This is a genomic window from Mesorhizobium terrae (genome assembly GCF_008727715.1).
Taxonomy (GTDB): Bacteria; Pseudomonadota; Alphaproteobacteria; order Rhizobiales; family Rhizobiaceae; genus Mesorhizobium; species Mesorhizobium terrae.
Map to the genome: position 1 here is coordinate 5,371,498 of NZ_CP044218.1, position 17,879 is coordinate 5,389,376.

The window sequence follows — 17,879 nt, forward strand, 5'->3', positions numbered from 1 at the left end:
CGCTAAAGCTCGATCCGGTACCGCGATCCACAGCCAAGGCTTTGATCGCGAACCGCAAGGAAGCCTGCCAGAGGCCGAATGTCATGACCAAGAAGCAACCCATACCATCGGTATCCGTGGCAGTCGTGCGCGGTGACCGTGTGCTGCTGGTCAAGCGGGCAAAGCCGCCCTCCCAGGGCGTCTACGCCTTCCCCGGAGGAAAGGTGGAGGCCGGTGAGGCGTTGGAGACGGCGGCAAAACGGGAACTTCTCGAGGAGACCGGCCTCGTGGCCGCTGATTTTCGTCCCCTGATCGAGATTTTCATCGACGGCTCGGTCGAAAGTCATCCGGCCGACTATCTCCTCACGGTTTTCGGAGCAGGCTATATCGGTGGCGAGGCGCAGGCCGCCGACGATGCAGAGACCGCTGCGTTCTACACGCTGGCGGAGATGGAGACGATGCCTCTGGCCGGTTCGGTCTTCTCGGTTGCCCGCGATCTGCTCTCACCACTGAAAAAGCCTTTGGGCGACGCCTGAAGGCGCCTTGCAGGCGACAGATTGTTTGTCCACAAAGCGTTATGGTTCGCGCCTTCGCCCTTCTTGTCCTTGGTCTGGTCCTTGCCGTCGGCTCCCCGGCGCGGCCTGCCACTGCCGCCGAGGCTCCGTTCGAGCCAGGCCTGATGCGGCTGGCCGAGGTTCTCGGGTCGTTGCATTTCCTGCGCAATCTGTGCGGCGAAAAGAGCGACCAGTGGCGGACCGAGATGGAAAAGCTGCTGACCTCGGAGAATCCCGCTCCGGAACGTCGCGCACGCTTCATCGCCGCCTTCAACCGAGGCTATCGCTCGTTCGGCAGCACCTATACGCAGTGCACCGCCTCGGCCAGCGAAGCCATCAGCCGCTACATGAAGGAAGGCGAAACGCTGTCGCGCGACATCGCCTCGCGCTACGGCAATTAGCAAGCTGTTAACTTTTTCACCATTGTGGCAGCACAGCATCACAGTGCTGTGCTAGGAAACTTAACGGGACATTAAAGGGACGGTTCGAGTTTGATCCTCATTTGACGGATCACCGCTTGAAAAGGGTGGTAGTTGCGTATGGAACACACAGTCAGCGATATCGACGCCCTCGTCAGGGAAGAAAAGCGCCTGACGGCAGTCGAAAGTCACAACGAGGCCTGGGCCGAAGGTCTTTCGGCCGGCATCGAGGCCGACATCATCGCTGAGGCGGCGCTTGAGACCGCTTTTTGCGAGATGCTGCGAGCCAATGGAGAGACAGCGGCCCTTGCCCTGCTCGACAGGATGCGTGAAAAGGTGATTGCCGGGGCGTTTGGGCCCGACCAAGTAAGGCACTGATCCTGACGCCTGGCGCTGAATAGCGGGACTGCCTCCCGCTACGAAGCGGCATACCGACCGGGCTGTTGCCCGGCAGCATGGAGAGGCGGCCGGTGAGAATTTCTTCCTTCGACAGACCTCGTGGCCTGGCGTTCGGGGTTGGCCTGCTCGCATTGACGCTGCCGCCGGTGTGGGTGACCACTGTCCGTCCCGCCGCCGCGCTCAGCGAAATCAAGCACGACGACGTTCAGCAGCCCGCCAAGCCGCAAGCAGCCCCGGACAATGCGAAGCCGGGCGCCGTGCCACTGCCGGACCCGATCCAGCGCATACCGCCGGCCAACAAGCCTACGCCACCCGGCCAAGATGAGCCGGAGCAGGTTGAACCAGCCAAACCCAATGAGGGTGGCGGCAACCTTGCCAGACCGCAGGTCGACCCCGCCGCGCCATTGCCGCCGGTTGAATACGACCTTTCCAAATTACCCGAGCCCGTGCGTCGCATGCGCGATCTCATCGTGGAAGCCTGCAAGAGCGGCGACATCGAAAAGCTTCGCCCGCTGATCGGCAGCGGCGATACAATCACGCAACTGTCGCTGACCGACATCGAGGGCGACCCGGTCACCTTCCTGAAGGGGCTGTCCGGCGATACCGAAGGCCAGGAAATCCTCGCCATCCTGCAGGAAGTTCTCGACGCGGGTTATGTGCGTCTCGACCCGGGTACGCCGCAGGAACTTTATGTCTGGCCTTATTTCTTCGCCTATCCGCTGGCCAAGCTGGACGCCCGCCAAAGGGTCGAGCTGTTCAAGATCGTCACCGCCGGCGACTACGAGGACATGAAGCAGTTCGGCACTTACATCTTCTACCGCGTCGGCATCACGCCGCAGGGGCGCTGGACATTCTTCGTCGCGGGCGATTGAGACCGCGCCCATTCGCGCGGTGAGCGGGAAAGAAAGCCCTTAGCGGCCTGTTTCTAGTAGCCGCGACGGTAGTAGCGCTCGTCGCAAGGCGCGGTGAAGATGCGGCCATAACGGTCCTGATAGCGGCACATCTCCTGATCGCGCGGCTGCGGTCCGCCGGACGTTGCTAAAACCGCGCCGAGCAGCGCGCCGGCACCGGCACCGATCAGGGTGCTTTCCGTGTTGCCGCCGATCGCCTGACCGACCAAAGCGCCACCGGCCGCACCAAGTGCTGCGCCACCGGTCGCCCGCTGTTGCTGCGCGGTCTGCGAGCAGGCGGTGACGGCAAGCGTCATCAATACCGCACCGGCAGTCGCGAGTTTGGAAAGGCTCATTGGGTCGTCTCCGTAATGTCCATGCGGACGATGACGGAAATCTTACTGATCCAACATGAACGCAGGCTGTCTGAACCACCCAGCGAAAGGGGCCGCGCCTCTTTGCGGAGTGGAAAACACCGTCATCCAATCACCGCTTCGGAGAATTCCACCGCCCTGCCCTGCGAAGGCGTGGCGATGTCGCCTTCCCACATGACGCGACTTCCCCGGATGATGGTGCCGACCGGCCAGCCGGTTACCTGCTTGCCATCATAAGGCGTCCAGCCGGCACGCGAGCCGGCCTGGGCGTTGGTTATGGTTTGCCTGCGCTTCATGTCTACGACGGTGAAGTCGGCATCGTAGCCGGCGGCGATGCGGCCCTTGCGCGCCATGCCGAAGATGCGGTTCGGGCCATGGCTGGAGAGATCGACAAAACGCTCCAGGGTCAGGCGACCGGCGTTCACATGGTCCAGCATGATCGGCACCAGGGTCTGCACGCCGGTCATGCCGGATGGAGAAGCCGGATAGGGTTTTGCCTTCTCGGCCAGCGTATGCGGCGCGTGATCGGAACCCAGTACGTCGACAACGCCCTGACCGATACCGTGCCAGATGCCGTCACGATGACGGGCGGCCCGCACCGGCGGGTTCATCTGCAGCAGCGTGCCGAGGCGGGCATAATCGTCCGCGCTCATGGTCAGATGATGCGGGGTCGCTTCGCAGGTAGCGACATCCTTGTGCTGTTGGAGAAAGGCGATCTCCTCGGCCGTCGAGATGTGCAGCACATGGATGCGCGCACGCGTTTGGCGCGCGATCCGCACCAGCCGCTCGGTACATTGAAGTGCGGCGATCTCATCGCGCCAGATGGGGTGCGAAGACGGGTCGTTCTCGACGCGCAGGCCGAGACGTTCGCGCAGCCGGAATTCATCTTCTGAGTGGAACGCTGCGCGACGGCGCGTGTTGCGCAGGATCGAGGCGACGCCCTCGTCGTCCTCGACCAGCAGATCACCGGTGGAAGAACCCATGAACACCTTGATGCCGGCAGCGCCCGGCAGCCGCTCCAATTCGGCGACCTCGCCGGCATTGTCGCGGGTGCCGCCAACCCAGAAAGCGAAGTCGCAATGCATGCGGCCCGTCGCGCGCTTGATCTTGTCGGCCAGCGCCGCTTCGCTGGTGGTCAGCGGATTGGTGTTCGGCATCTCGAACACGGCCGTGACGCCACCCAGCACCGCCGCGCGGGAACCCGTCTCCAGGTCTTCCTTGTGCTCGAGACCCGGCTCGCGGAAATGCACCTGGCTGTCGACCACTCCGGGCAGCACATGCAGGCCATGGCAATCGATGGTCTGGCCGGCCGACGCCGCACCCAGATCGCCGATCGAGGCGATCCTGCCATCCTTGACGCCGATGTCGCGCAGGCCGATGCCGTCATGATTGACGACCGTGCCGCCCTTGAGGATGAGGTCGTAGATCGCTGCCATCCGCTCCGGCCCTTGTGTGGGAATTGCCTGCGGCTTACGTAATGGCTCTCCGAATTGCAAGATCAGGCCCATGCCGACAACCTTTCTCGCCGACCGCGCCCTTGTCTCCGTTTCAGGCCCCGATGCCGAACACTTCCTGCAAAACATCCTGACCGTCGATCTCGACGGGCTGGGCAACGCGGAAGCCAAACCGGGCGCATTGCTGGCGCCGCAGGGCAAGATCCTGTTCGATTTCCTGGTCTCCCGTGCCGGCGAAACCGCGTTCCGGCTGGAATGCCGCGCCGATATCGCTGACGATTTCGTGCGCCGCCTGATGTTCTATCGCCTGCGCGCCAAGGCCGATATTTCCAAGCAGGATCAAACCGTTGTTGCCGTTTCATGGCGATCTGATTCAAACGCTTCGCAAAGTGATTCCGCTGCTTCAAGCGTTGATTCAAGCAAGGGCGCTCGCGACACCCGCTTCGGCGCTCGCGTCTTCCGCTTCTACGACGCGCCATTGCCCACACCCGATGCCACTGAAGCCGACTGGCATGCCTTCCGCCTTTCGCATGGTGTTGCGGAAAGTGGCGACGACTATGCGCTGAACGACGCCTTCCCACATGACGTGCTGCTCGATCAATTGGACGGCATCGGCTTCAAGAAGGGCTGTTTCATCGGCCAGGAAGTGGTTTCCCGCATGCAGCATCGCGGTACGGCGCGCCGGCGCGTGTTGCTGGTCGAGGCCGATTCTCCCCTACCCGCTCCGGGTACGGAGTTGACGGTCGACGGCCGCCCGGTCGGGACGCTCGGCTCGGTCTCCGGCATGCATGGTCTTGCGATCGCCCGCATCGACCGCGTCAAGACGGCGATGGATGCCGGCCAGGAAATCAGCGCCGGCGGCGTTACCCTGTCGCTTGCCATTCCCGGTTGGGCGCGCTTCACCTTCCCGGAAACCGCCGGCTCGGAAGACGCCTGATGGCGGACCGCGTCGGCGCCCCGTCGCGTGCCTGGCAGCGCATGCTGTCGGGGCGGCGCCTTGACCTGCTCGATCCCTCGCCGCTCGACATCGAGCTTGGCGACATCGCGCACGGGCTTGCCCGCGTCGCCCGCTGGAATGGCCAGACTTCGGGGGACCACGCTTTTTCGGTGGCCCAGCATTCGATCCTGGTGGAGGAGATCTTCCGCCAGATCGTACCCGCCGCCTCGCCGACGGCACAACTGACGGCGCTGCTGCACGATGCCCCCGAATATGTGATCGGCGACATGATATCGCCGTTCAAATCAGTGGTCGGCGGCGGCTATAAATCCTGCGAGGAACGCCTGCAGCACGCCATCCATCTGCGCTTCGGGCTGCCGGCGGCGACCGCGCAAGGTGTGAAGAAGGACATCAAGCGCGCCGACCAGATCGCTGCCTATTTCGAGGCTACGGCTTTGGCCGGCTTCGACCTAGCCGAAGCGGCCGAGTTTTTCGGCCGCCCGCGCGGGTTTTCCGCCGATCAGTTCGACCTGACGCCGAAACCGGCGAAGCAGGTCGAAAAGGCGTTCATGGCGCGCTTCCAGAAGATCGAAAGCGCCTTGCGCTGAATTTGCCTCAGCCTTCGACGAGGCGCAGGCCAACAACACCGACGATGATCAGCGCAATACAGCCGAGCCTCAGCGGAGTGGCCGGATCGCCGAACAGCACGATGCCAAGTGTGGCGATGCCGATCGCGCCGATGCCGGTCCAGATCGCATAGGCTGTGCCGGCTGGCAGATGCCGCATGGCAAAGGTGAGAATGAAAACGCTGAGCAAAGCGAAGAACAGGCCGCCAACGCTCGGCCAGAAACGCGTCCAGCCTTCGGCGTATTTCAGCGAGACGCCCATCGCGATCTCGACTACGCTGGCGAGCAGAAGAAGAAACCAAGCCATTCCGGCCTCCTTTGATGTTCAGACGAAGGCTGATTTGTGTTAATGGGAACCAAAGTGCAATTACGCACCTTTTGGTGCCTATAGGTTTTTCGATGGCTGCTCCCAACGTCTATGATTCCGCCTGTTCCGCGCGGCTTGCGCTGGAGCTCATCGCTTCAAAATGGGCGATGCTGATCCTGCCCGCCTTGTCGGCGGGCCCGATGCGCAACAGCGCGCTCTTGCGCAAGATCGGCGGCATCTCGCAAAAGATGCTGACGCAGACGCTGAAGGATCTGGAGCGCAACGGGCTGGTGATCAGGCGAGACATGCAGACCGTGCCGCCGCATGTCGAATACAGCCTGAGCAAGCTTGGCGCGTCGCTCAGCGAGGCGTTGATCACCCTCGATCTGTGGGCGGAGCGATATTCGGACGATCTCGATGCCGCCCGCGGGCGCTTCGATGCTGGATTGAGGCCCTGACTTCGCGGTGGCGGCTTACAGCGTCAGAGATGGGGGCTGAGCCCGACCACCGTATCCTTGCTGGTCGCCACCGGCACAATTTCGAAACCGACAAGGTCAGCCCATTCGACGACCCAGCGCTGGACCAGCGTCACGTCGTCGGCCTCCACCAACATGAAGCAGCGGCTCATGTCGGCGGCAACCCAGCTGTGATGGACGACGAAGCCCTCGGGGGCGAGCCGGCCCTTGTCACGGAAACGGCGATAGATCGCCTTGGGATCGCCGCCGCGAAAATCCTCGATAACGACGAACTGCATAAATCGCCCTCCTGCCTGAACCCGGCTAGCGGTGCCTGCGGCGGCCGGTATCAGGCCAGCCGCCAGCTATTTTCCGTTCCGCTCCAGGCGGTCGAGGAACCATTGCGTCAGACGCACCCAGACCTCGTCCTTCTCGCCGGTATCCTCACAGCCGTGGTCGAGATTAGGGTTGTCGTTGACCTCGATGACGAAAACGCCGTCCTTGGTCTCCTTGAGATCGACGCCGTAGAGGCCGTCGCCAATACAGCGGGCCGCCTTGACAGCCGTTTGCACGGCATGGGCCGGCGCATCCTTCAAGGTGAAGGTCTTGAAACCGCCTTCGTCCGGCTTGCCGGCACGGTCGTGGTTGACGATCTGCCAGTGCTGCTTGGCCATCAGATATTGAACGGCAAACAGCGGCTCGCCGCCGAGCACGCCGATGCGCCAGTCATAATCGGTCGGAATGAATTTTTGCGCGACGAGCAGGTCGGAATCCTCCAGCCACTCCGTCGCCAGTTTCTTCAACTCGCCGAAATCCTTGCATTTCTTGACACCGCGCGAGAACGCGCTGTCCGGGATCTTCAAGACCAGCGGAAAGCCAAGCGTATCGGCGGCGACTTCCAGGTCGGACGAACCGGCGATCATCACCGTCAGCGGCACCGGCACATCGTTGAACGCCATCAGCTCGTTCAGATAGACCTTGTTGGTGCAGCGGATCATCGACAGCGGGTCGTCGATCACCGGCATGCCTTCCTGCTGGGCACGGCGGGCGAAACGATAGGTATGGTTCGAAATCGAGGTCGTCTCGCGGATAAACAGTGCGTCGTAGTTGGCGACCCTGGCCAGATCCTTCTTGGTGATCGGCTCGACCTCGACGCCCATCTTCTCAGCGGTCTTCGCCCAATAACGCAGTGACGAGATTGCCGAAGGCGGCAGTTGCTCGTGCGGATCGACCAGCGTCGCGAAAGTATAGCGCGCCGGCGTGCGCGCCTTGGTGTCGCGCCATTCGCGGCCGGTGTAGACATCCAGGCATTCGAGGAAGCGCTTCTCCTCGTCTTCCGTCATGCGCGCAAGCGGGTAGAAACCGATCTTGCGGATCGAGGCCCACTCGCCGCCATCGGTGATGGCTACCTCGAGTGCCGGCGCCCGGAACCAGTCGAACAGAAGCTTGGCGAAACGGTCCCAGGCCTTGCTCGGGCCGATGCCGAAGAAGACGTGCATCTTGGCTGGAAAGGCGCCACCAAGATCCTTGCGGCACTTGTTCAGGGCCAGTTCCAGTTCCGGCAGCGCATGCTCGTAGAGCTTGCGTTCGGACAGGTCGATCATCGTCTCGACGGTCGGGATGACCTTGTGGCCACGCGAGCTGGCGAGCAGCGAGGCATAATAACCACGGCTCTGGTAGTCATATCGGTTGGAGAGGTTGATGACCTTCGGGCGCTGCCCGCGGAAGAGGCCCGGGTGCGCCAGATAATCGCGGCTGGTGATGATCTTGTGCGGCGTGGCCACCTGGTCGATGTCGTTCTGCCTGCCGGTGAGGATGACCCAGGTCATTGTCTGTCACGCGCTCCAAGGATGATGGCAGCGCGCAGCCCGTCGCGTCCGAACTGCGCCATGTTGATGAAGATGTCGTAAGGCACGGGAATGTTGGCAGCGTCCGACTCGGTTTCTTCCCGCTCGTCCTCGACCCACGGGTCATGGATCAGGATATGGTCACCGTCGTCGCCGATCGCCAGAACCCAGTGCGGAACTTTCTTACCGAACATCAGGAAGCCGCTGACCAGAACGACAACCAGCTTGCCGGCGGCGATCGCGGTGCGAATGTCGTCGATCGAAAAGGCGTTGTAGCGCACGGGAATGTTGTATTCGCCCGCACGGCGCTGGAAGTCGATCTGCGCCAGTTGCATGACCCGGCGTTTCTCGGTGCTGCGCACCGATTGCAGGAAAAGCGGTCCGTCGAAGGAGACGAAGACCTCAGCGGAAAGTCCGTATTCGAAGGCCGCCACCGCCAAGCCGAACGGCTCGCAACCGCCCGGACCCGACATCATGAAGACGGTGGTCGCCTCGCGCCACAGGCGCACTTCCATCACCGGATCGGGCCGAAAAGTGCCGTCGAAATTCGCCATCGCCATCATCAGGCAGCAAGGCCCGCAAGTGAAATCGCAGGTCTGCTCGTAGAAGGGCACCGAGGTGGCAACCGGCACATGGCCACGCAGCGTCTTTTCGTAACGCAACGCTGGCGTGCCGTCCTCGTAGTAATCTGTCTCGCGCCCGATCCGACGGTAACCGGACTGTTCGTAGATGCGGATGGCGCGGGCGTTGTCCTCGCGCACTTCCAGCCGCAGCATCATGCGATCATGCTCGAAGGCGACGTCCTCAGCCGTATCGAGAAGCAGGCGGCCAATGCCCTGCCCTTCCCGCCCCGGTCCTGTCGCGATGGAATAGAGCCGCGCCACGCCGCTGCCCTTGCGAAACAGGATGATCGCATAGCCAGCGACCTTGCCGTCGCTCTCGGCGATCAGCGTTTCGGCGGTTTCGCGCTCGATCAATTGCCTGAACGAGCGGCGCGAGATGCGGTCGGTGGGAAAGACGGCGTTTTCGATGGCGGCAAGGTCATCGACGTCGGACGGGCGGGCCGTGCGGATTTCGGCAGGCATGAGGGCTTAAGAAACCTCGGTGCGTGGCAGGGAAAGTGCCCAATCGAAACGTCGTCGCGCCAACCGGAAAGCCGACGCATGGTCAGCGTTTCGCGCTTCGATTTGGGCTGAATTGTGACAGATTCCGCTGGCTTGCCAAGCGATATAGCGGCTCTCCCCACCGGACATGCAAGCGCTCCAGTGCAAGTGTTTGACTACCGGACGATTGTCTCAAGCGACAGCGACGATCACACCCGGCGTCCAAACAGCGAGCCCACAACAGATGGTGCTTTGCAGCCGGGCTCTGCCATGCCACCAAGGGGCATGACCGCCCACAATCAGCAGCAACCATCCCGACCCTGGCCGAAATGGCTTGGATGGCTCGGCCTCGCCATCCTGGTCGCAGCCACGCCGGTGGCGTTGCTGGCCATGTCGATGCCGGCGAACGAATACAAGGCCGGGGGCGTGGATGCAGTCGATTGCGACGGGCCGATCTCGGCGCTTCTGTTCGCGATCCCGGCTTTGCTGCTCTACGGCGTTGGCGCTGTGGTGAACGGGCACTATTTTCGCGACCGGCTCAATCTGGTCATCGCCGTCATCTGCACGGTGGCCTGCCTGTTGATTGCGGCCAACATCGTCGGGGCAGCGAGGGAACAGATGCTGATGGACCGCGATCCCCAAGTCTGCGGATGACGCACTGTCAGCCCGAGCAACCCTCAGTCCCGAAGCCACGCCCGGTCAGACGGTGCGGTGCTAACTCGCGATACCCGCAACCAGTTGCCCGTAGGCGTTCCTGGCAACCGCGGCGAGCCGTTCGCGCGGCAATGAGCCAACCACGGCGCAGCCATAACCCTTGTCCAGCCAGTAAACCGCCGTCGGGCCGTTCTGCGCGGCATAGGTGCCCTTGGCGTTGCTGCCCGAATCGCCGGTGACGAACAGCGAGATACGGTTGCCTTCCTCGTCTTCGTAGAGGAGCATCGCCGCCTTGCTCTCGCCGGCAGGCAGCAACCGTCCGCCGACGAGCTGGAACCCGTCCGCGGTCAAATCAGGCGCCACCAGCCTCAAGCCGAGTCGCGCCGACAGCCATGTCTGCATGTGCTCCTTGTCGGATGCAGGCACCTCGACGGCGTGGCGTTTCTCGGAGGCGTAGATGGCGTGCGCGGCGACCGCTTCCTCGGCAAGCCGATCTCCGGCCGGATCCTCGAAGCCAAAGTCCCGCGTGCCGACGGCAAAGCCGCCCGCACCGCCGACCGCGAGTAACGCCGCAGCAGCGGCGGCCTGCCACCAAGGCGACCGTCTTACCCGAGAAACACGTTCCTTGCCCGCAACCATGTCGGTGAAGCGGGCAGGCAGCGGTTCTTCAAGAACCCCGGCGAACGCGGCACGCAGCGCCGCACCGTCGGCGTCATAGCGGCTGCCCCTCGCCTTCATCTCGGGATTGCTGTCCAGCCAGCTCTCGAACGCGGCGCGCTCCTCGGCCGGCAACTCGCCATCCAGAGCAAGGTGGATATCGCGTTCGGTGAAATCGCGTGCGGTCATTTCTCGACCACCCTCAGCGATCGACGGCGCGCCTTGTCATCGAGCAGCACGCGCAAATCTTCGCGGCCTCGCGATATGCGCGACATCAGCGTGCCTGCGGGAATACCAAGGATGCCGGCGGCCTCGGCATAGGAGAAACCTTCAATCGCCACCATGACCAATGCGGAGCGACGCTCGGGACTGATCGCGTGCAACGCTTCGATGATCTCGCGGGAAGCGAGACTTTCAACCTGGATTGCCGGCACGGCCAGCGCCTCGTCGCCATCCAGCGACAGCATCGCCGCTTCGCCGCGCCGGTTCACCTTGCGCATCTGGTCAATGAACAGGTGGTGCATGATCGTGAACAGCCATTTCCTCGGGCTTTCGCCAGTCTGCCAGTTGTCCAGCCTGACCAGGGCCCGTTCCAAGCAATCTTGGACGAGATCGTCAGCGGAATCGCGGTCGCGCACCAAAGCGCGCGCATAGCGGCGCAAGCGCGGAATCTCACCAAGGATCGCTGCCTTCCTCTCGTCCATGAGCGGCGGTTCGCCAATTTCTTCCGTTGCCGGTCGATTGAACGCGCCTTCGCCGATCGGCGCAAGCAGCGCAAATACCCGCTTCGTTGCCATCGTCAGGAAAACGGCGGCCGACGAAGGATTATTCCCGATCCTGAACGGTAAAATGCCCGAAAACGACAACGCCGCCGATCCTTGTGGATCGGCGGCGTTGCGACGACTGAGCTGGAACAGTCTTCGTTTTGCCGGTGTCAGAACCGGTAGTTGACGCCCATGTTGACGGTGTGGGCGGACAGATCGGCCGACCGCTTGGCACCGTTGCGCAACGTGTAGTCGACGTCGCCATAGTTGACGTAGTTGTATTCGACCTTGGCCGAGACGTTGCCGGCGAAGGCCTGCTCGATACCGCCACCCAACAGATAGCCGCCTTTCCACCTGCCGCCGGATGCAACGGTACCGCCAGGCTTGACCTTGGTCATCGAATAGCCCGCCGTGCCGTAGACAAGGGTCTTGTCGAAGGAAACGCCGGCGCGAACCTTGGCGGCGCCGATCCAGGTGCGCTTCAGTTCGGCACCATCGTCGAGTTTGTGCTTGGCGCCCCTGGAATAAGAACCGTCAAGTTCCGCACCATAGACAATGCCGCCGCTCTGGAAGTTCGTGCCGAGCTGGCCGCCGAACTGCAAGCCGCTCTTGCTCGAGAACGGGTTCGGGAAACCCGAGGACGACGTGCCGAGATGGCCGCCGACATAGCTGCCCGACCAGTTGTAGGCAGCGTCCGAATAGTTTTGCGAGCCGTAGTTGTTGGATGCCAGATCGGCTGCCGTGGCCGGCACGGCGAAAGGTGCAAGGCCAGCGAACATGACGAGAAACAGATTTCGCTTGGTCATGGTTTTTAGCTCCGAAAGTGATTGAGCTGCGGAGCGGTTAGCTCCGCAGCCCGTTGACAAGGCCTCGACCGTACGGCGACTGGGGAAGCAATCCGCCGGTCAGGCCCCGTGCACCAGCTAGCTGGTTGCATGCGGAAGATGACCGCTCTGGATTACGCCAACATTGCGCAAAATTTAGCAAAAACAAATATTTATCGGTAATATTTGAGTAACGTTCCTTAAATTTCTCTTAGCATCGCGGCTACCTACCGAGCAGCACGCGACAGCAGGCGCTGGTAGAAAAGCCCGATGCCGATCAGCACGGCGCCAAGCCCGATGAAGGACAGCGCGCGCAGCACGCCCTCCAGCTCCGACATGTCGAACAGGAAGACCTTGAGCACCGCTATTGCAATGAGGGCCGCCGAAGCAATGCGCAGCACCTGCGAACGGAACCGCACGCCGACCACCAAAAGAATCACGCCGAGCAGCAACCAGAGCGCGGAATAGCTGTAGGTTTCCACCTGCTCCATGCCGCTCCACAGACCGATGAACTCGCCCTTGAAGAAACGCCGCACCGACAGGGTCGCATAGGCGAAAGCCAGCAAGGCTCCCATCAGAGCCAGCATCGCGGAGTACCATTTCGGCCGCTTGCCGCGCGCATAGTAAGCCAATGCGCCAGCCGCCAGGGCTGGCAGAAGATAAGCTAGGAAGAGCAGGTTTAAGACAGGGATGCGGCCGGTCGATTCGTCGGTGAACAACGGATTGAGGATCGCGAAGTGCTGGCTGACAATCGTCAGCGCCGACACGACGCCCGCGATCAGCGAGCCATAACGCAACACTGAACTCGGCGAACGCATGTCGATGCTGATCAGGATGGCGCCGGCGCCGAGCGTGATCAACGTGTAGATGGCCTGCTCGGCCAAGGTGACATGGCCGTCGTCGATGACACCGCCATGCATGGCATGGCGCACCAGCATGGCAACGCCCAGCAGCGCAAACAGCGCGGATCCGGCTTCCATGGCAAGGCGCGGTCGGCCATCGGTGGTGCGCGCCAACTGCCAGGCGGCGAAGCCAAAGGCGAGCGCCGGCACGCCATAACCAGGCAACAGCCAGTTGAAGACTGGCGTTCTGGACAGGAAATCCGCTCCGACGATCGTCGGGTCGAAGGCGACACGCGCCAGCACGCCGACCACGGCGCCGACGGACAGCCAGCCCAGTACCGGATAGCTGCGCCAGCGCGTGGCCAAGGCGGGCACAACCGCCGCAGCACCCAACAGAACCGTCGTTATGCCTGACCCGAATGCCATGTGCAGCATCAGGACCGCGGCAAGACCCGCGCCGACAAGGGCGAAGGAAACCGCCGGCCCACCTGTCAACTGCGGTTCTTCGGCACGCGCGATCCATTCGCCGCCCGCGACGAGGGCCGCAAGCAACAGCAAGGAAATCAGGGCGTAGACAAGGTCGCGGTCGAGATTGCCGAAGGTGACCCAGAGCGACAGGACGATGACCAAGGGTGCAACAGCCGCCCAAGCGGCCCATGAAGCCGACTGGACAAGGCTGGCCGAGACATGGCGGCGAGCGCTCCACAAGCCGGTCCCGAGGAAGAGCAGACCGAGCAACAGGCCGATGCGAACCATCGAGGTTCCGGCCGCCGCCGCTACCGGCATCGTGTCCATCACCGCGTAGCCGGAAAAATCGATCGACGCGGTCGCGAGAGGCGTCAGGCGCAGATAGGCGAAGACCGTCGCCACGCCTGCACCGAAGAGCAGCGGCAGCGCCTGAGGCCTGAACAGTGCGGCCGCAAGCAAGGCGGCGATCAGAATAGTCGCCGGCCAGGCGCCCCCGATCTCGGCGAAGCGTGGTTCAACGAACAGCAGCAATGCCGACAAGGCCACGAAGATAGCCGGAGCGAGCGAGGGCAGATCGAAGCCGAGCGTCGCCGAAACGGCGTCCTGTTCCTTGCCGAGCCAGACGAAAGCGAGCACGACAAGCGTGACAAGGCTGATGAAGACCAGGACCGAAAAACCCGGCATCGGCGCTTCGATCATGTAAGCCACGGTCCAAAGGCCGACGCCGGCAAAAGCGGCCGCCATCAAAGGCGTCCAGCGGCGGATCCGGGCGATGAACCCGGTCGCGACCAACACAATGGCCAGATAGCCGAACAAGGCCCAGGGGTTGGGTGACTGCGATGCAACGAGCATCGGGGTCGCCAACGAGCCGAGCAAGCCAATTCCGGCCAATGCCTGGCCATGCACAAGGGCCGCGGCGATCGTCGCGACACCAATCAATCCAAGCAGCACGAAAGCCGCCGCCGGACCGATGAAGCCGTAGATGCCATGCGCGGCATAGACGGTACCAAAAAGGGTGAATGCGCCAGCAGCGGTCAGGATCGCCGGTATGTAGGCGCCGGCCGCACCTTCGACCGGCACCTTGTAACCAGTGCGGCGGATGAATTCTCCACCGCCGATCAGCAGCAATCCAAGGATCGCCGCCATTGTGAGGCGCAAACCGGGGCCAAAGATACCGGCTTCGATGCTGTAGCGGACGAGGAACAGACCACCCAGGGCCAGCGCAATGCCACCGACCCAAACCGCCCAACGGGTGCCCAGCGCCGTTTCTATATCCGGCTTGCGCGACGCATCCGCTTGCGCGGGCGAAGCTTCCGCATCGCCGGCGGCCTCCGCCCTGGCGCTTCCCCATGGCCCGGCGACGGCCTCTTCAGGGGCATTGGCCTGATGTGCGGCCGGCCGCACGCTTTCCTCTTGGGCCGCTTCCACCCGCAGCGTTGCAGGCGACGTGGTTTCGGCCTGAGCCTTGCCAGCATCCGGTGCCGCTCCGGCGGAAATTGCCGTCGTCTTGCCGGCCGAGGTGAGGATTTCCTCCAGCGCGGCTTCCGATTTTGCAGCTCCTGGAACTGCCATACCGCGCAATTCGGCAAGATCGCGCTCGATCCTCGACAGCTGCGAGCGTTGCCGCAATACGACCACGAACAGCACGACAAGCGCGATGATGCTGATTGTATCCAATGCGAAAATCCCCGAGTCTGACAGTTTCCGAGAACTACAGATACGCCCTATCTGGCAGCCAAATTGCCCAGTGGGAAGATCGAACAGGTTTCCGTGCCGAAAGCCAGCAGTTTGCCTGCGCTGTCCTTCAGGCTCGCTTCCGATACCGCCAGCGTACGCCCCTTGTGGATGACCCTGCCTTCGCAGACCAGTTCGCCGCTATTCGGCGTGATGGGGCGCATCAGATTGACCTTGAACTCTGCCGTGGCATAGGCCTCGCCCTTCGCAAGCAAGGTTTGTACGGCACAGCCGAGCGCGGAATCCAGGATGGTCGCCGCCCAGCCGCCATGCACGCCGCCCATGGGATTGAGATGCTTCTCATTGGGCACGCCACGAAAGACCGCCCGCCCCTCCGCCACCTCGGTCAAGCCGAAATTCATCTGGTAGGCCATCGGCGGGGTCGGATATTGGCCATCGACAATGCGCTGTAGGAATTCCAGCCCCGAACAGTCAGCGATTTCGGCATGCGGGATGGTGCCTACACCCATGGGCGAGACCAGATCCGGGTAAAGCTCCATTGCGCTCATGCGGCGTTGTCTCCCGTAATGGCCTTCGGGCCGGCATGATGTTTGCGCAGGGCCGCGAGAAATCCCGAACGCGCATCGGGCGGTTCGATGCCGCGCGGCTCGTAGACATGGCGCCTGAAGAAGAAACCGGTCAGGCGAAATGCATCCTCGATGGCGTCTGGGTCGGCATGCTGCCCGCCGCCTCTCTGCAGGAAGCCCGGCAACACCAGCATCTTGTCGTGCCACGGCGCGCCCGCCTCGCGCGACACCGCCCTGCCCGATTTCGGCGAGACATAGGTCAGATCCTGCCTGGTACCCGTCGCGGCACATTCCGTAAGATCGAGGCCGAAACCGAGTTCATCGAGCACCAGCAATTCGAAACGCGCCACCAGTTCGCCGGCAAGATCCGCATCCTGGAGATGTTCGACGATCACGCCCAAGGTGGCGTAGAGACCGTCATGCCGGTCACGCTCCGGCAACAGGCGCAGATGCGCGGCCAGAAGCTGCAGGCCGTAGACGGCGACGGCGCTGTCCATCAGCCGCGCAGCGTTCATCTCGATCGCTTCAGCCTGGAACGTGCCCAGATGCTCGTCCAGCCGCGCGCGCCAGATCAGATCGACGCGATTGCCAGCCTGGAGCACCGGCTGGATCTTGCGCGAACGACCGCCGCGCACGAGGCCGAGATGCCTGCCATGCGTTTGTGTCATCACCTCAAGGATGGCGCTGGTTTCGCCATGCTTGCGGGTGCCGAGAACGATTCCCTCGTCGCGCCATTCCATGGGCGGAGATTTGACGCCTTCTGAGACGAAATCAAGAAGCAGGCGAACAACCGGACAGTTGCTGCCGCCAAACGGAAACGGCCCGCGACGATTGTCGCGGGCCGCAAAACCAGGGTTTGAAGCTGATTAGAAGTTGCGCTGGAAGCGGATGATGCCGCCCAGGCTGTTCTTCTTGTCGGCCTTGGTCCAGGTCGAGCCTGCCTCGCCGTAACGGCCGTTGTGGAGGAAGTCCACTTCGGGCGTGATGGTGAAGCCGGGGACGATTTCGTAGGCAACGTTGGCGGCAATCGCGAGATTGCGGTTGTCGTCATACGAGATCTGGGTGTTGAACTTGGTCTTGGAGTTGAACTTGTAGGTACCGCCACCCCAGACAGCCCAGTTGCCGCCCCAAGGCTTGTACTGGTTGCGGTCGATGTTGTCGTCCGTACCGTAACCGCCCATGACGAAGAGGGTGAGGTCGCTGGTGGCGTTCACGTCGAGGCGAACCTTGCCGGCCCACTCTTCGAAGGCGCTGTTGTAAGCAACGACGCCGGTCACCGAACCCCAGTCACCCTTGTACTTCACACCGCCGACGACGTGCGGAACATAGCTGTCGATGGTGTTGTTGTCGGAGACCCAGGTGTCGCCAACGCGCTTGACGCGCGAATAGCTGCCGGCGCCCTGTTCGAGCGACACGATCGCCGAGAGGCCGTTGCCGGCATCGAAGGTGTAGCTGATCAGGTTGGTGTCCTTGCCGCCATACGGGATGATCGTGTCCTGGATGACGTTACCGGCGTAGCCGATGAAGGTGTCGTAGGCGGTTTCGTCCTTACCGACGCGCAGACCACCGAGCTGGATCCAGGCGAAGTTCAGCGACACCGACTTGTTCTGCGCGGTGCCGTCGGCATTGGTGTTGCCGAACTGGAAGCGGGTTTCGGTGTAGGTCTTCAGGGTGCCGAGCTCGGTCTCCTGACCGGTCCAGGTCTTCAGCGCGAAGCGGGCGTTCTTGTAGTAGGTGTGCTGCCTGTCGCCGTTCAGGCGATCATTGGTCACCGAACCGTCGAAGGTGCCGATGTCGCCGAAGCCGGCGTCATAGCGGAGATAGCCGCCGACGCGCAGGCAGGTTTCGGTGCCCGGGATGTAGAAGTAGCCAGCGCCGTAGACGTCGCAGATCTTGACGTATTCAGCGGGTTCCGGTTCGGCAACGACGACCGCATCGGCCGCACGCGCGCCGGAGACTGCGAGCAGTGCCGCAGCCGAGCCGAGCAGAAGGCTCTTGATGTTCATTTTGACCTCTCCAGTCAATTTTTCAAAATGTGTTTTCGTGTTCTCGGCCGAGGGCCAAA

22 protein-coding genes are annotated in these 17,879 nt (G+C 62.6%); 9 read left to right on the forward strand and 13 right to left on the reverse strand.

Annotated elements, in window-relative coordinates; translation table 11 throughout:
* Positions 1-83: 83 nt before the first annotated feature.
* The 4 genes from FZF13_RS27060 to FZF13_RS27075 all read left to right on the forward strand — a co-directional run bounded on the left by FZF13_RS27060 (position 84) and on the right by FZF13_RS27075 (position 2,223).
* A complete protein-coding gene (locus FZF13_RS27060; RefSeq protein WP_024923910.1) occupies positions 84-515 on the forward strand; it encodes an NUDIX hydrolase in 432 nt (143 codons plus the stop codon).
* A 41-nt stretch (positions 516-556) separates the two neighbouring features.
* A complete protein-coding gene (locus tag FZF13_RS27065) occupies positions 557-934 on the forward strand; it encodes a TIGR02301 family protein (protein ID WP_024923911.1) in 378 nt (125 codons plus the stop codon).
* Between the two features lie 138 nt (positions 935-1,072).
* On the forward strand, positions 1,073-1,330 hold the full coding sequence (locus FZF13_RS27070) for a hypothetical protein (RefSeq protein ID WP_024923912.1): 258 nt from the start codon (positions 1,073-1,075) through the stop codon (positions 1,328-1,330).
* Between the two features lie 92 nt (positions 1,331-1,422).
* Entirely contained in the window at positions 1,423-2,223 is an 801-nt protein-coding gene (locus FZF13_RS27075) for a dihydrolipoyllysine-residue succinyltransferase component of 2-oxoglutarate dehydrogenase complex (protein WP_024923913.1), read from the forward strand.
* Between the two features lie 53 nt (positions 2,224-2,276).
* On the opposite strand, the gene FZF13_RS27080 is transcribed toward FZF13_RS27075, so the two are convergent.
* Together FZF13_RS27080 and FZF13_RS27085 are read right to left on the reverse strand one after the other, a co-directional pair.
* Positions 2,277-2,597, reverse strand: coding sequence for a YMGG-like glycine zipper-containing protein (locus tag FZF13_RS27080; RefSeq protein ID WP_024923914.1), 321 nt, complete (start codon positions 2,595-2,597; stop codon positions 2,277-2,279).
* A gap of 122 nt (positions 2,598-2,719) precedes the next feature.
* Positions 2,720-4,051, reverse strand: a complete 1,332-nt coding sequence (locus FZF13_RS27085; protein ID WP_024923915.1) for a dihydroorotase — start codon at positions 4,049-4,051, stop codon at positions 2,720-2,722.
* Positions 4,052-4,121: 70 nt separating this feature from the next.
* On the opposite strand from FZF13_RS27085, the gene ygfZ reads away from it, so the two are divergent.
* Both ygfZ and FZF13_RS27095 read left to right on the forward strand, forming a co-directional pair.
* On the forward strand, positions 4,122-5,006 hold the full coding sequence (gene ygfZ / locus FZF13_RS27090; RefSeq protein WP_024923916.1) for a CAF17-like 4Fe-4S cluster assembly/insertion protein YgfZ: 885 nt from the start codon (positions 4,122-4,124) through the stop codon (positions 5,004-5,006).
* Complete coding sequence (locus FZF13_RS27095) at positions 5,003-5,614, forward strand: HD domain-containing protein (protein WP_024923917.1); 612 nt, start codon at positions 5,003-5,005, stop codon at positions 5,612-5,614. The genes ygfZ and FZF13_RS27095 overlap by 4 nt, the downstream gene beginning before the upstream one ends.
* A gap of 7 nt (positions 5,615-5,621) precedes the next feature.
* On the opposite strand, the gene FZF13_RS27100 is transcribed toward FZF13_RS27095, so the two are convergent.
* A complete protein-coding gene (locus FZF13_RS27100) occupies positions 5,622-5,939 on the reverse strand; it encodes a DMT family transporter (protein WP_024923918.1) in 318 nt (105 codons plus the stop codon).
* Between the two features lie 92 nt (positions 5,940-6,031).
* Here FZF13_RS27100 and FZF13_RS27105 point away from each other — a divergent pair, with 92 nt between their 5' ends.
* A complete protein-coding gene (locus FZF13_RS27105; RefSeq protein WP_036253907.1) occupies positions 6,032-6,397 on the forward strand; it encodes a winged helix-turn-helix transcriptional regulator in 366 nt (121 codons plus the stop codon).
* 23 nt (positions 6,398-6,420) lie between these two features.
* Here FZF13_RS27105 and FZF13_RS27110 read toward each other — a convergent pair whose 3' ends face one another.
* The 3 genes from FZF13_RS27110 to FZF13_RS27120 form a co-directional block, all read right to left on the reverse strand.
* Positions 6,421-6,693: a DUF3303 domain-containing protein gene (locus FZF13_RS27110; protein ID WP_024923920.1), complete on the reverse strand. Its 273-nt coding sequence runs from the start codon at positions 6,691-6,693 to the stop codon at positions 6,421-6,423.
* A gap of 66 nt (positions 6,694-6,759) precedes the next feature.
* A complete protein-coding gene (locus FZF13_RS27115) occupies positions 6,760-8,223 on the reverse strand; it encodes a RimK family protein (RefSeq protein ID WP_024923921.1) in 1,464 nt (487 codons plus the stop codon).
* Positions 8,220-9,326, reverse strand: a complete 1,107-nt coding sequence (locus FZF13_RS27120) for a peptidase C39 family protein (RefSeq protein WP_024923922.1) — start codon at positions 9,324-9,326, stop codon at positions 8,220-8,222. Before FZF13_RS27120 ends, FZF13_RS27115 begins: the two co-directional genes overlap by 4 nt.
* 303 nt (positions 9,327-9,629) lie before the next feature.
* On the opposite strand from FZF13_RS27120, the gene FZF13_RS27125 reads away from it, so the two are divergent.
* Positions 9,630-9,998 (forward strand): hypothetical protein, encoded by a 369-nt coding sequence (locus tag FZF13_RS27125; RefSeq protein ID WP_024923923.1) that lies wholly within the window; start codon positions 9,630-9,632, stop codon positions 9,996-9,998.
* A gap of 60 nt (positions 9,999-10,058) precedes the next feature.
* Here the strand turns inward: FZF13_RS27125 and FZF13_RS27130 are convergent, their stop codons facing one another.
* Both FZF13_RS27130 and FZF13_RS27135 read right to left on the reverse strand, forming a co-directional pair.
* The gene (locus FZF13_RS27130; RefSeq protein ID WP_024923924.1) at positions 10,059-10,844 is read right to left on the reverse strand and encodes an anti-sigma factor family protein; all 786 of its coding nucleotides are present in this window, start codon (positions 10,842-10,844) and stop codon (positions 10,059-10,061) included.
* Complete coding sequence (locus FZF13_RS27135) at positions 10,841-11,359, reverse strand: sigma-70 family RNA polymerase sigma factor (RefSeq protein WP_024923925.1); 519 nt, start codon at positions 11,357-11,359, stop codon at positions 10,841-10,843. The genes FZF13_RS27130 and FZF13_RS27135 overlap by 4 nt, the downstream gene beginning before the upstream one ends.
* Between FZF13_RS27135 and FZF13_RS27140 the strand changes: the two genes are divergently transcribed.
* Complete coding sequence (locus FZF13_RS27140; protein ID WP_137902105.1) at positions 11,358-11,606, forward strand: hypothetical protein; 249 nt, start codon at positions 11,358-11,360, stop codon at positions 11,604-11,606. The two genes, FZF13_RS27135 and FZF13_RS27140, sit on opposite strands and share 2 nt — an antisense overlap.
* On the opposite strand, the gene FZF13_RS27145 is transcribed toward FZF13_RS27140, so the two are convergent.
* The 5 genes from FZF13_RS27145 to FZF13_RS27165 all read right to left on the reverse strand — a co-directional run bounded on the left by FZF13_RS27145 (position 11,590) and on the right by FZF13_RS27165 (position 17,820).
* Positions 11,590-12,225 (reverse strand): outer membrane protein, encoded by a 636-nt coding sequence (locus tag FZF13_RS27145; protein ID WP_024923926.1) that lies wholly within the window; start codon positions 12,223-12,225, stop codon positions 11,590-11,592. The two genes, FZF13_RS27140 and FZF13_RS27145, sit on opposite strands and share 17 nt — an antisense overlap.
* A 245-nt stretch (positions 12,226-12,470) precedes the next feature.
* On the reverse strand, positions 12,471-15,230 hold the full coding sequence (locus FZF13_RS27150) for a DUF2339 domain-containing protein (protein WP_024923927.1): 2,760 nt from the start codon (positions 15,228-15,230) through the stop codon (positions 12,471-12,473).
* 47 nt (positions 15,231-15,277) lie between these two features.
* Complete coding sequence (locus FZF13_RS27155) at positions 15,278-15,796, reverse strand: PaaI family thioesterase (RefSeq protein WP_024923928.1); 519 nt, start codon at positions 15,794-15,796, stop codon at positions 15,278-15,280.
* Positions 15,793-16,554 carry a DNA repair protein RecO gene (gene recO / locus FZF13_RS27160; RefSeq protein ID WP_024923929.1) on the reverse strand — a complete coding sequence of 254 codons (762 nt, stop codon included), beginning with the start codon at positions 16,552-16,554 and terminating at the stop codon, positions 15,793-15,795. The genes FZF13_RS27155 and recO overlap by 4 nt, the downstream gene beginning before the upstream one ends.
* Positions 16,555-16,680: 126 nt before the next feature.
* Complete coding sequence (locus FZF13_RS27165; RefSeq protein WP_024927283.1) at positions 16,681-17,820, reverse strand: porin; 1,140 nt, start codon at positions 17,818-17,820, stop codon at positions 16,681-16,683.
* Positions 17,821-17,879: the final 59 nt, after the last annotated feature.

Coding starts and splice junctions, on each gene's coding strand:
- FZF13_RS27060 (WP_024923910.1), top strand. CDS start 84: ATGACCAAGAAGCAACCCATACCATCGGTATCCGTGGCAGTCGTGCGC.
- FZF13_RS27065 (WP_024923911.1), top strand. CDS start 557: ATGGTTCGCGCCTTCGCCCTTCTTGTCCTTGGTCTGGTCCTTGCCGTC.
- FZF13_RS27070 (WP_024923912.1), top strand. CDS start 1,073: ATGGAACACACAGTCAGCGATATCGACGCCCTCGTCAGGGAAGAAAAG.
- FZF13_RS27080 (WP_024923914.1), bottom strand. CDS start 2,597: ATGAGCCTTTCCAAACTCGCGACTGCCGGTGCGGTATTGATGACGCTT.
- FZF13_RS27085 (WP_024923915.1), bottom strand. CDS start 4,051: ATGGCAGCGATCTACGACCTCATCCTCAAGGGCGGCACGGTCGTCAAT.
- ygfZ (WP_024923916.1), top strand. CDS start 4,122: ATGCCGACAACCTTTCTCGCCGACCGCGCCCTTGTCTCCGTTTCAGGC.
- FZF13_RS27100 (WP_024923918.1), bottom strand. CDS start 5,939: ATGGCTTGGTTTCTTCTTCTGCTCGCCAGCGTAGTCGAGATCGCGATG.
- FZF13_RS27105 (WP_036253907.1), top strand. CDS start 6,032: ATGGCTGCTCCCAACGTCTATGATTCCGCCTGTTCCGCGCGGCTTGCG.
- FZF13_RS27110 (WP_024923920.1), bottom strand. CDS start 6,693: ATGCAGTTCGTCGTTATCGAGGATTTTCGCGGCGGCGATCCCAAGGCG.
- FZF13_RS27115 (WP_024923921.1), bottom strand. CDS start 8,223: ATGACCTGGGTCATCCTCACCGGCAGGCAGAACGACATCGACCAGGTG.
- FZF13_RS27120 (WP_024923922.1), bottom strand. CDS start 9,326: ATGCCTGCCGAAATCCGCACGGCCCGCCCGTCCGACGTCGATGACCTT.
- FZF13_RS27125 (WP_024923923.1), top strand. CDS start 9,630: ATGACCGCCCACAATCAGCAGCAACCATCCCGACCCTGGCCGAAATGG.
- FZF13_RS27130 (WP_024923924.1), bottom strand. CDS start 10,844: ATGACCGCACGCGATTTCACCGAACGCGATATCCACCTTGCTCTGGAT.
- FZF13_RS27140 (WP_137902105.1), top strand. CDS start 11,358: ATGAGCGGCGGTTCGCCAATTTCTTCCGTTGCCGGTCGATTGAACGCG.
- FZF13_RS27135 (WP_024923925.1), bottom strand. CDS start 11,359: ATGGACGAGAGGAAGGCAGCGATCCTTGGTGAGATTCCGCGCTTGCGC.
- FZF13_RS27145 (WP_024923926.1), bottom strand. CDS start 12,225: ATGACCAAGCGAAATCTGTTTCTCGTCATGTTCGCTGGCCTTGCACCT.
- FZF13_RS27155 (WP_024923928.1), bottom strand. CDS start 15,796: ATGAGCGCAATGGAGCTTTACCCGGATCTGGTCTCGCCCATGGGTGTA.
- recO (WP_024923929.1), bottom strand. CDS start 16,554: ATGGAATGGCGCGACGAGGGAATCGTTCTCGGCACCCGCAAGCATGGC.
- FZF13_RS27165 (WP_024927283.1), bottom strand. CDS start 17,820: ATGAACATCAAGAGCCTTCTGCTCGGCTCGGCTGCGGCACTGCTCGCA.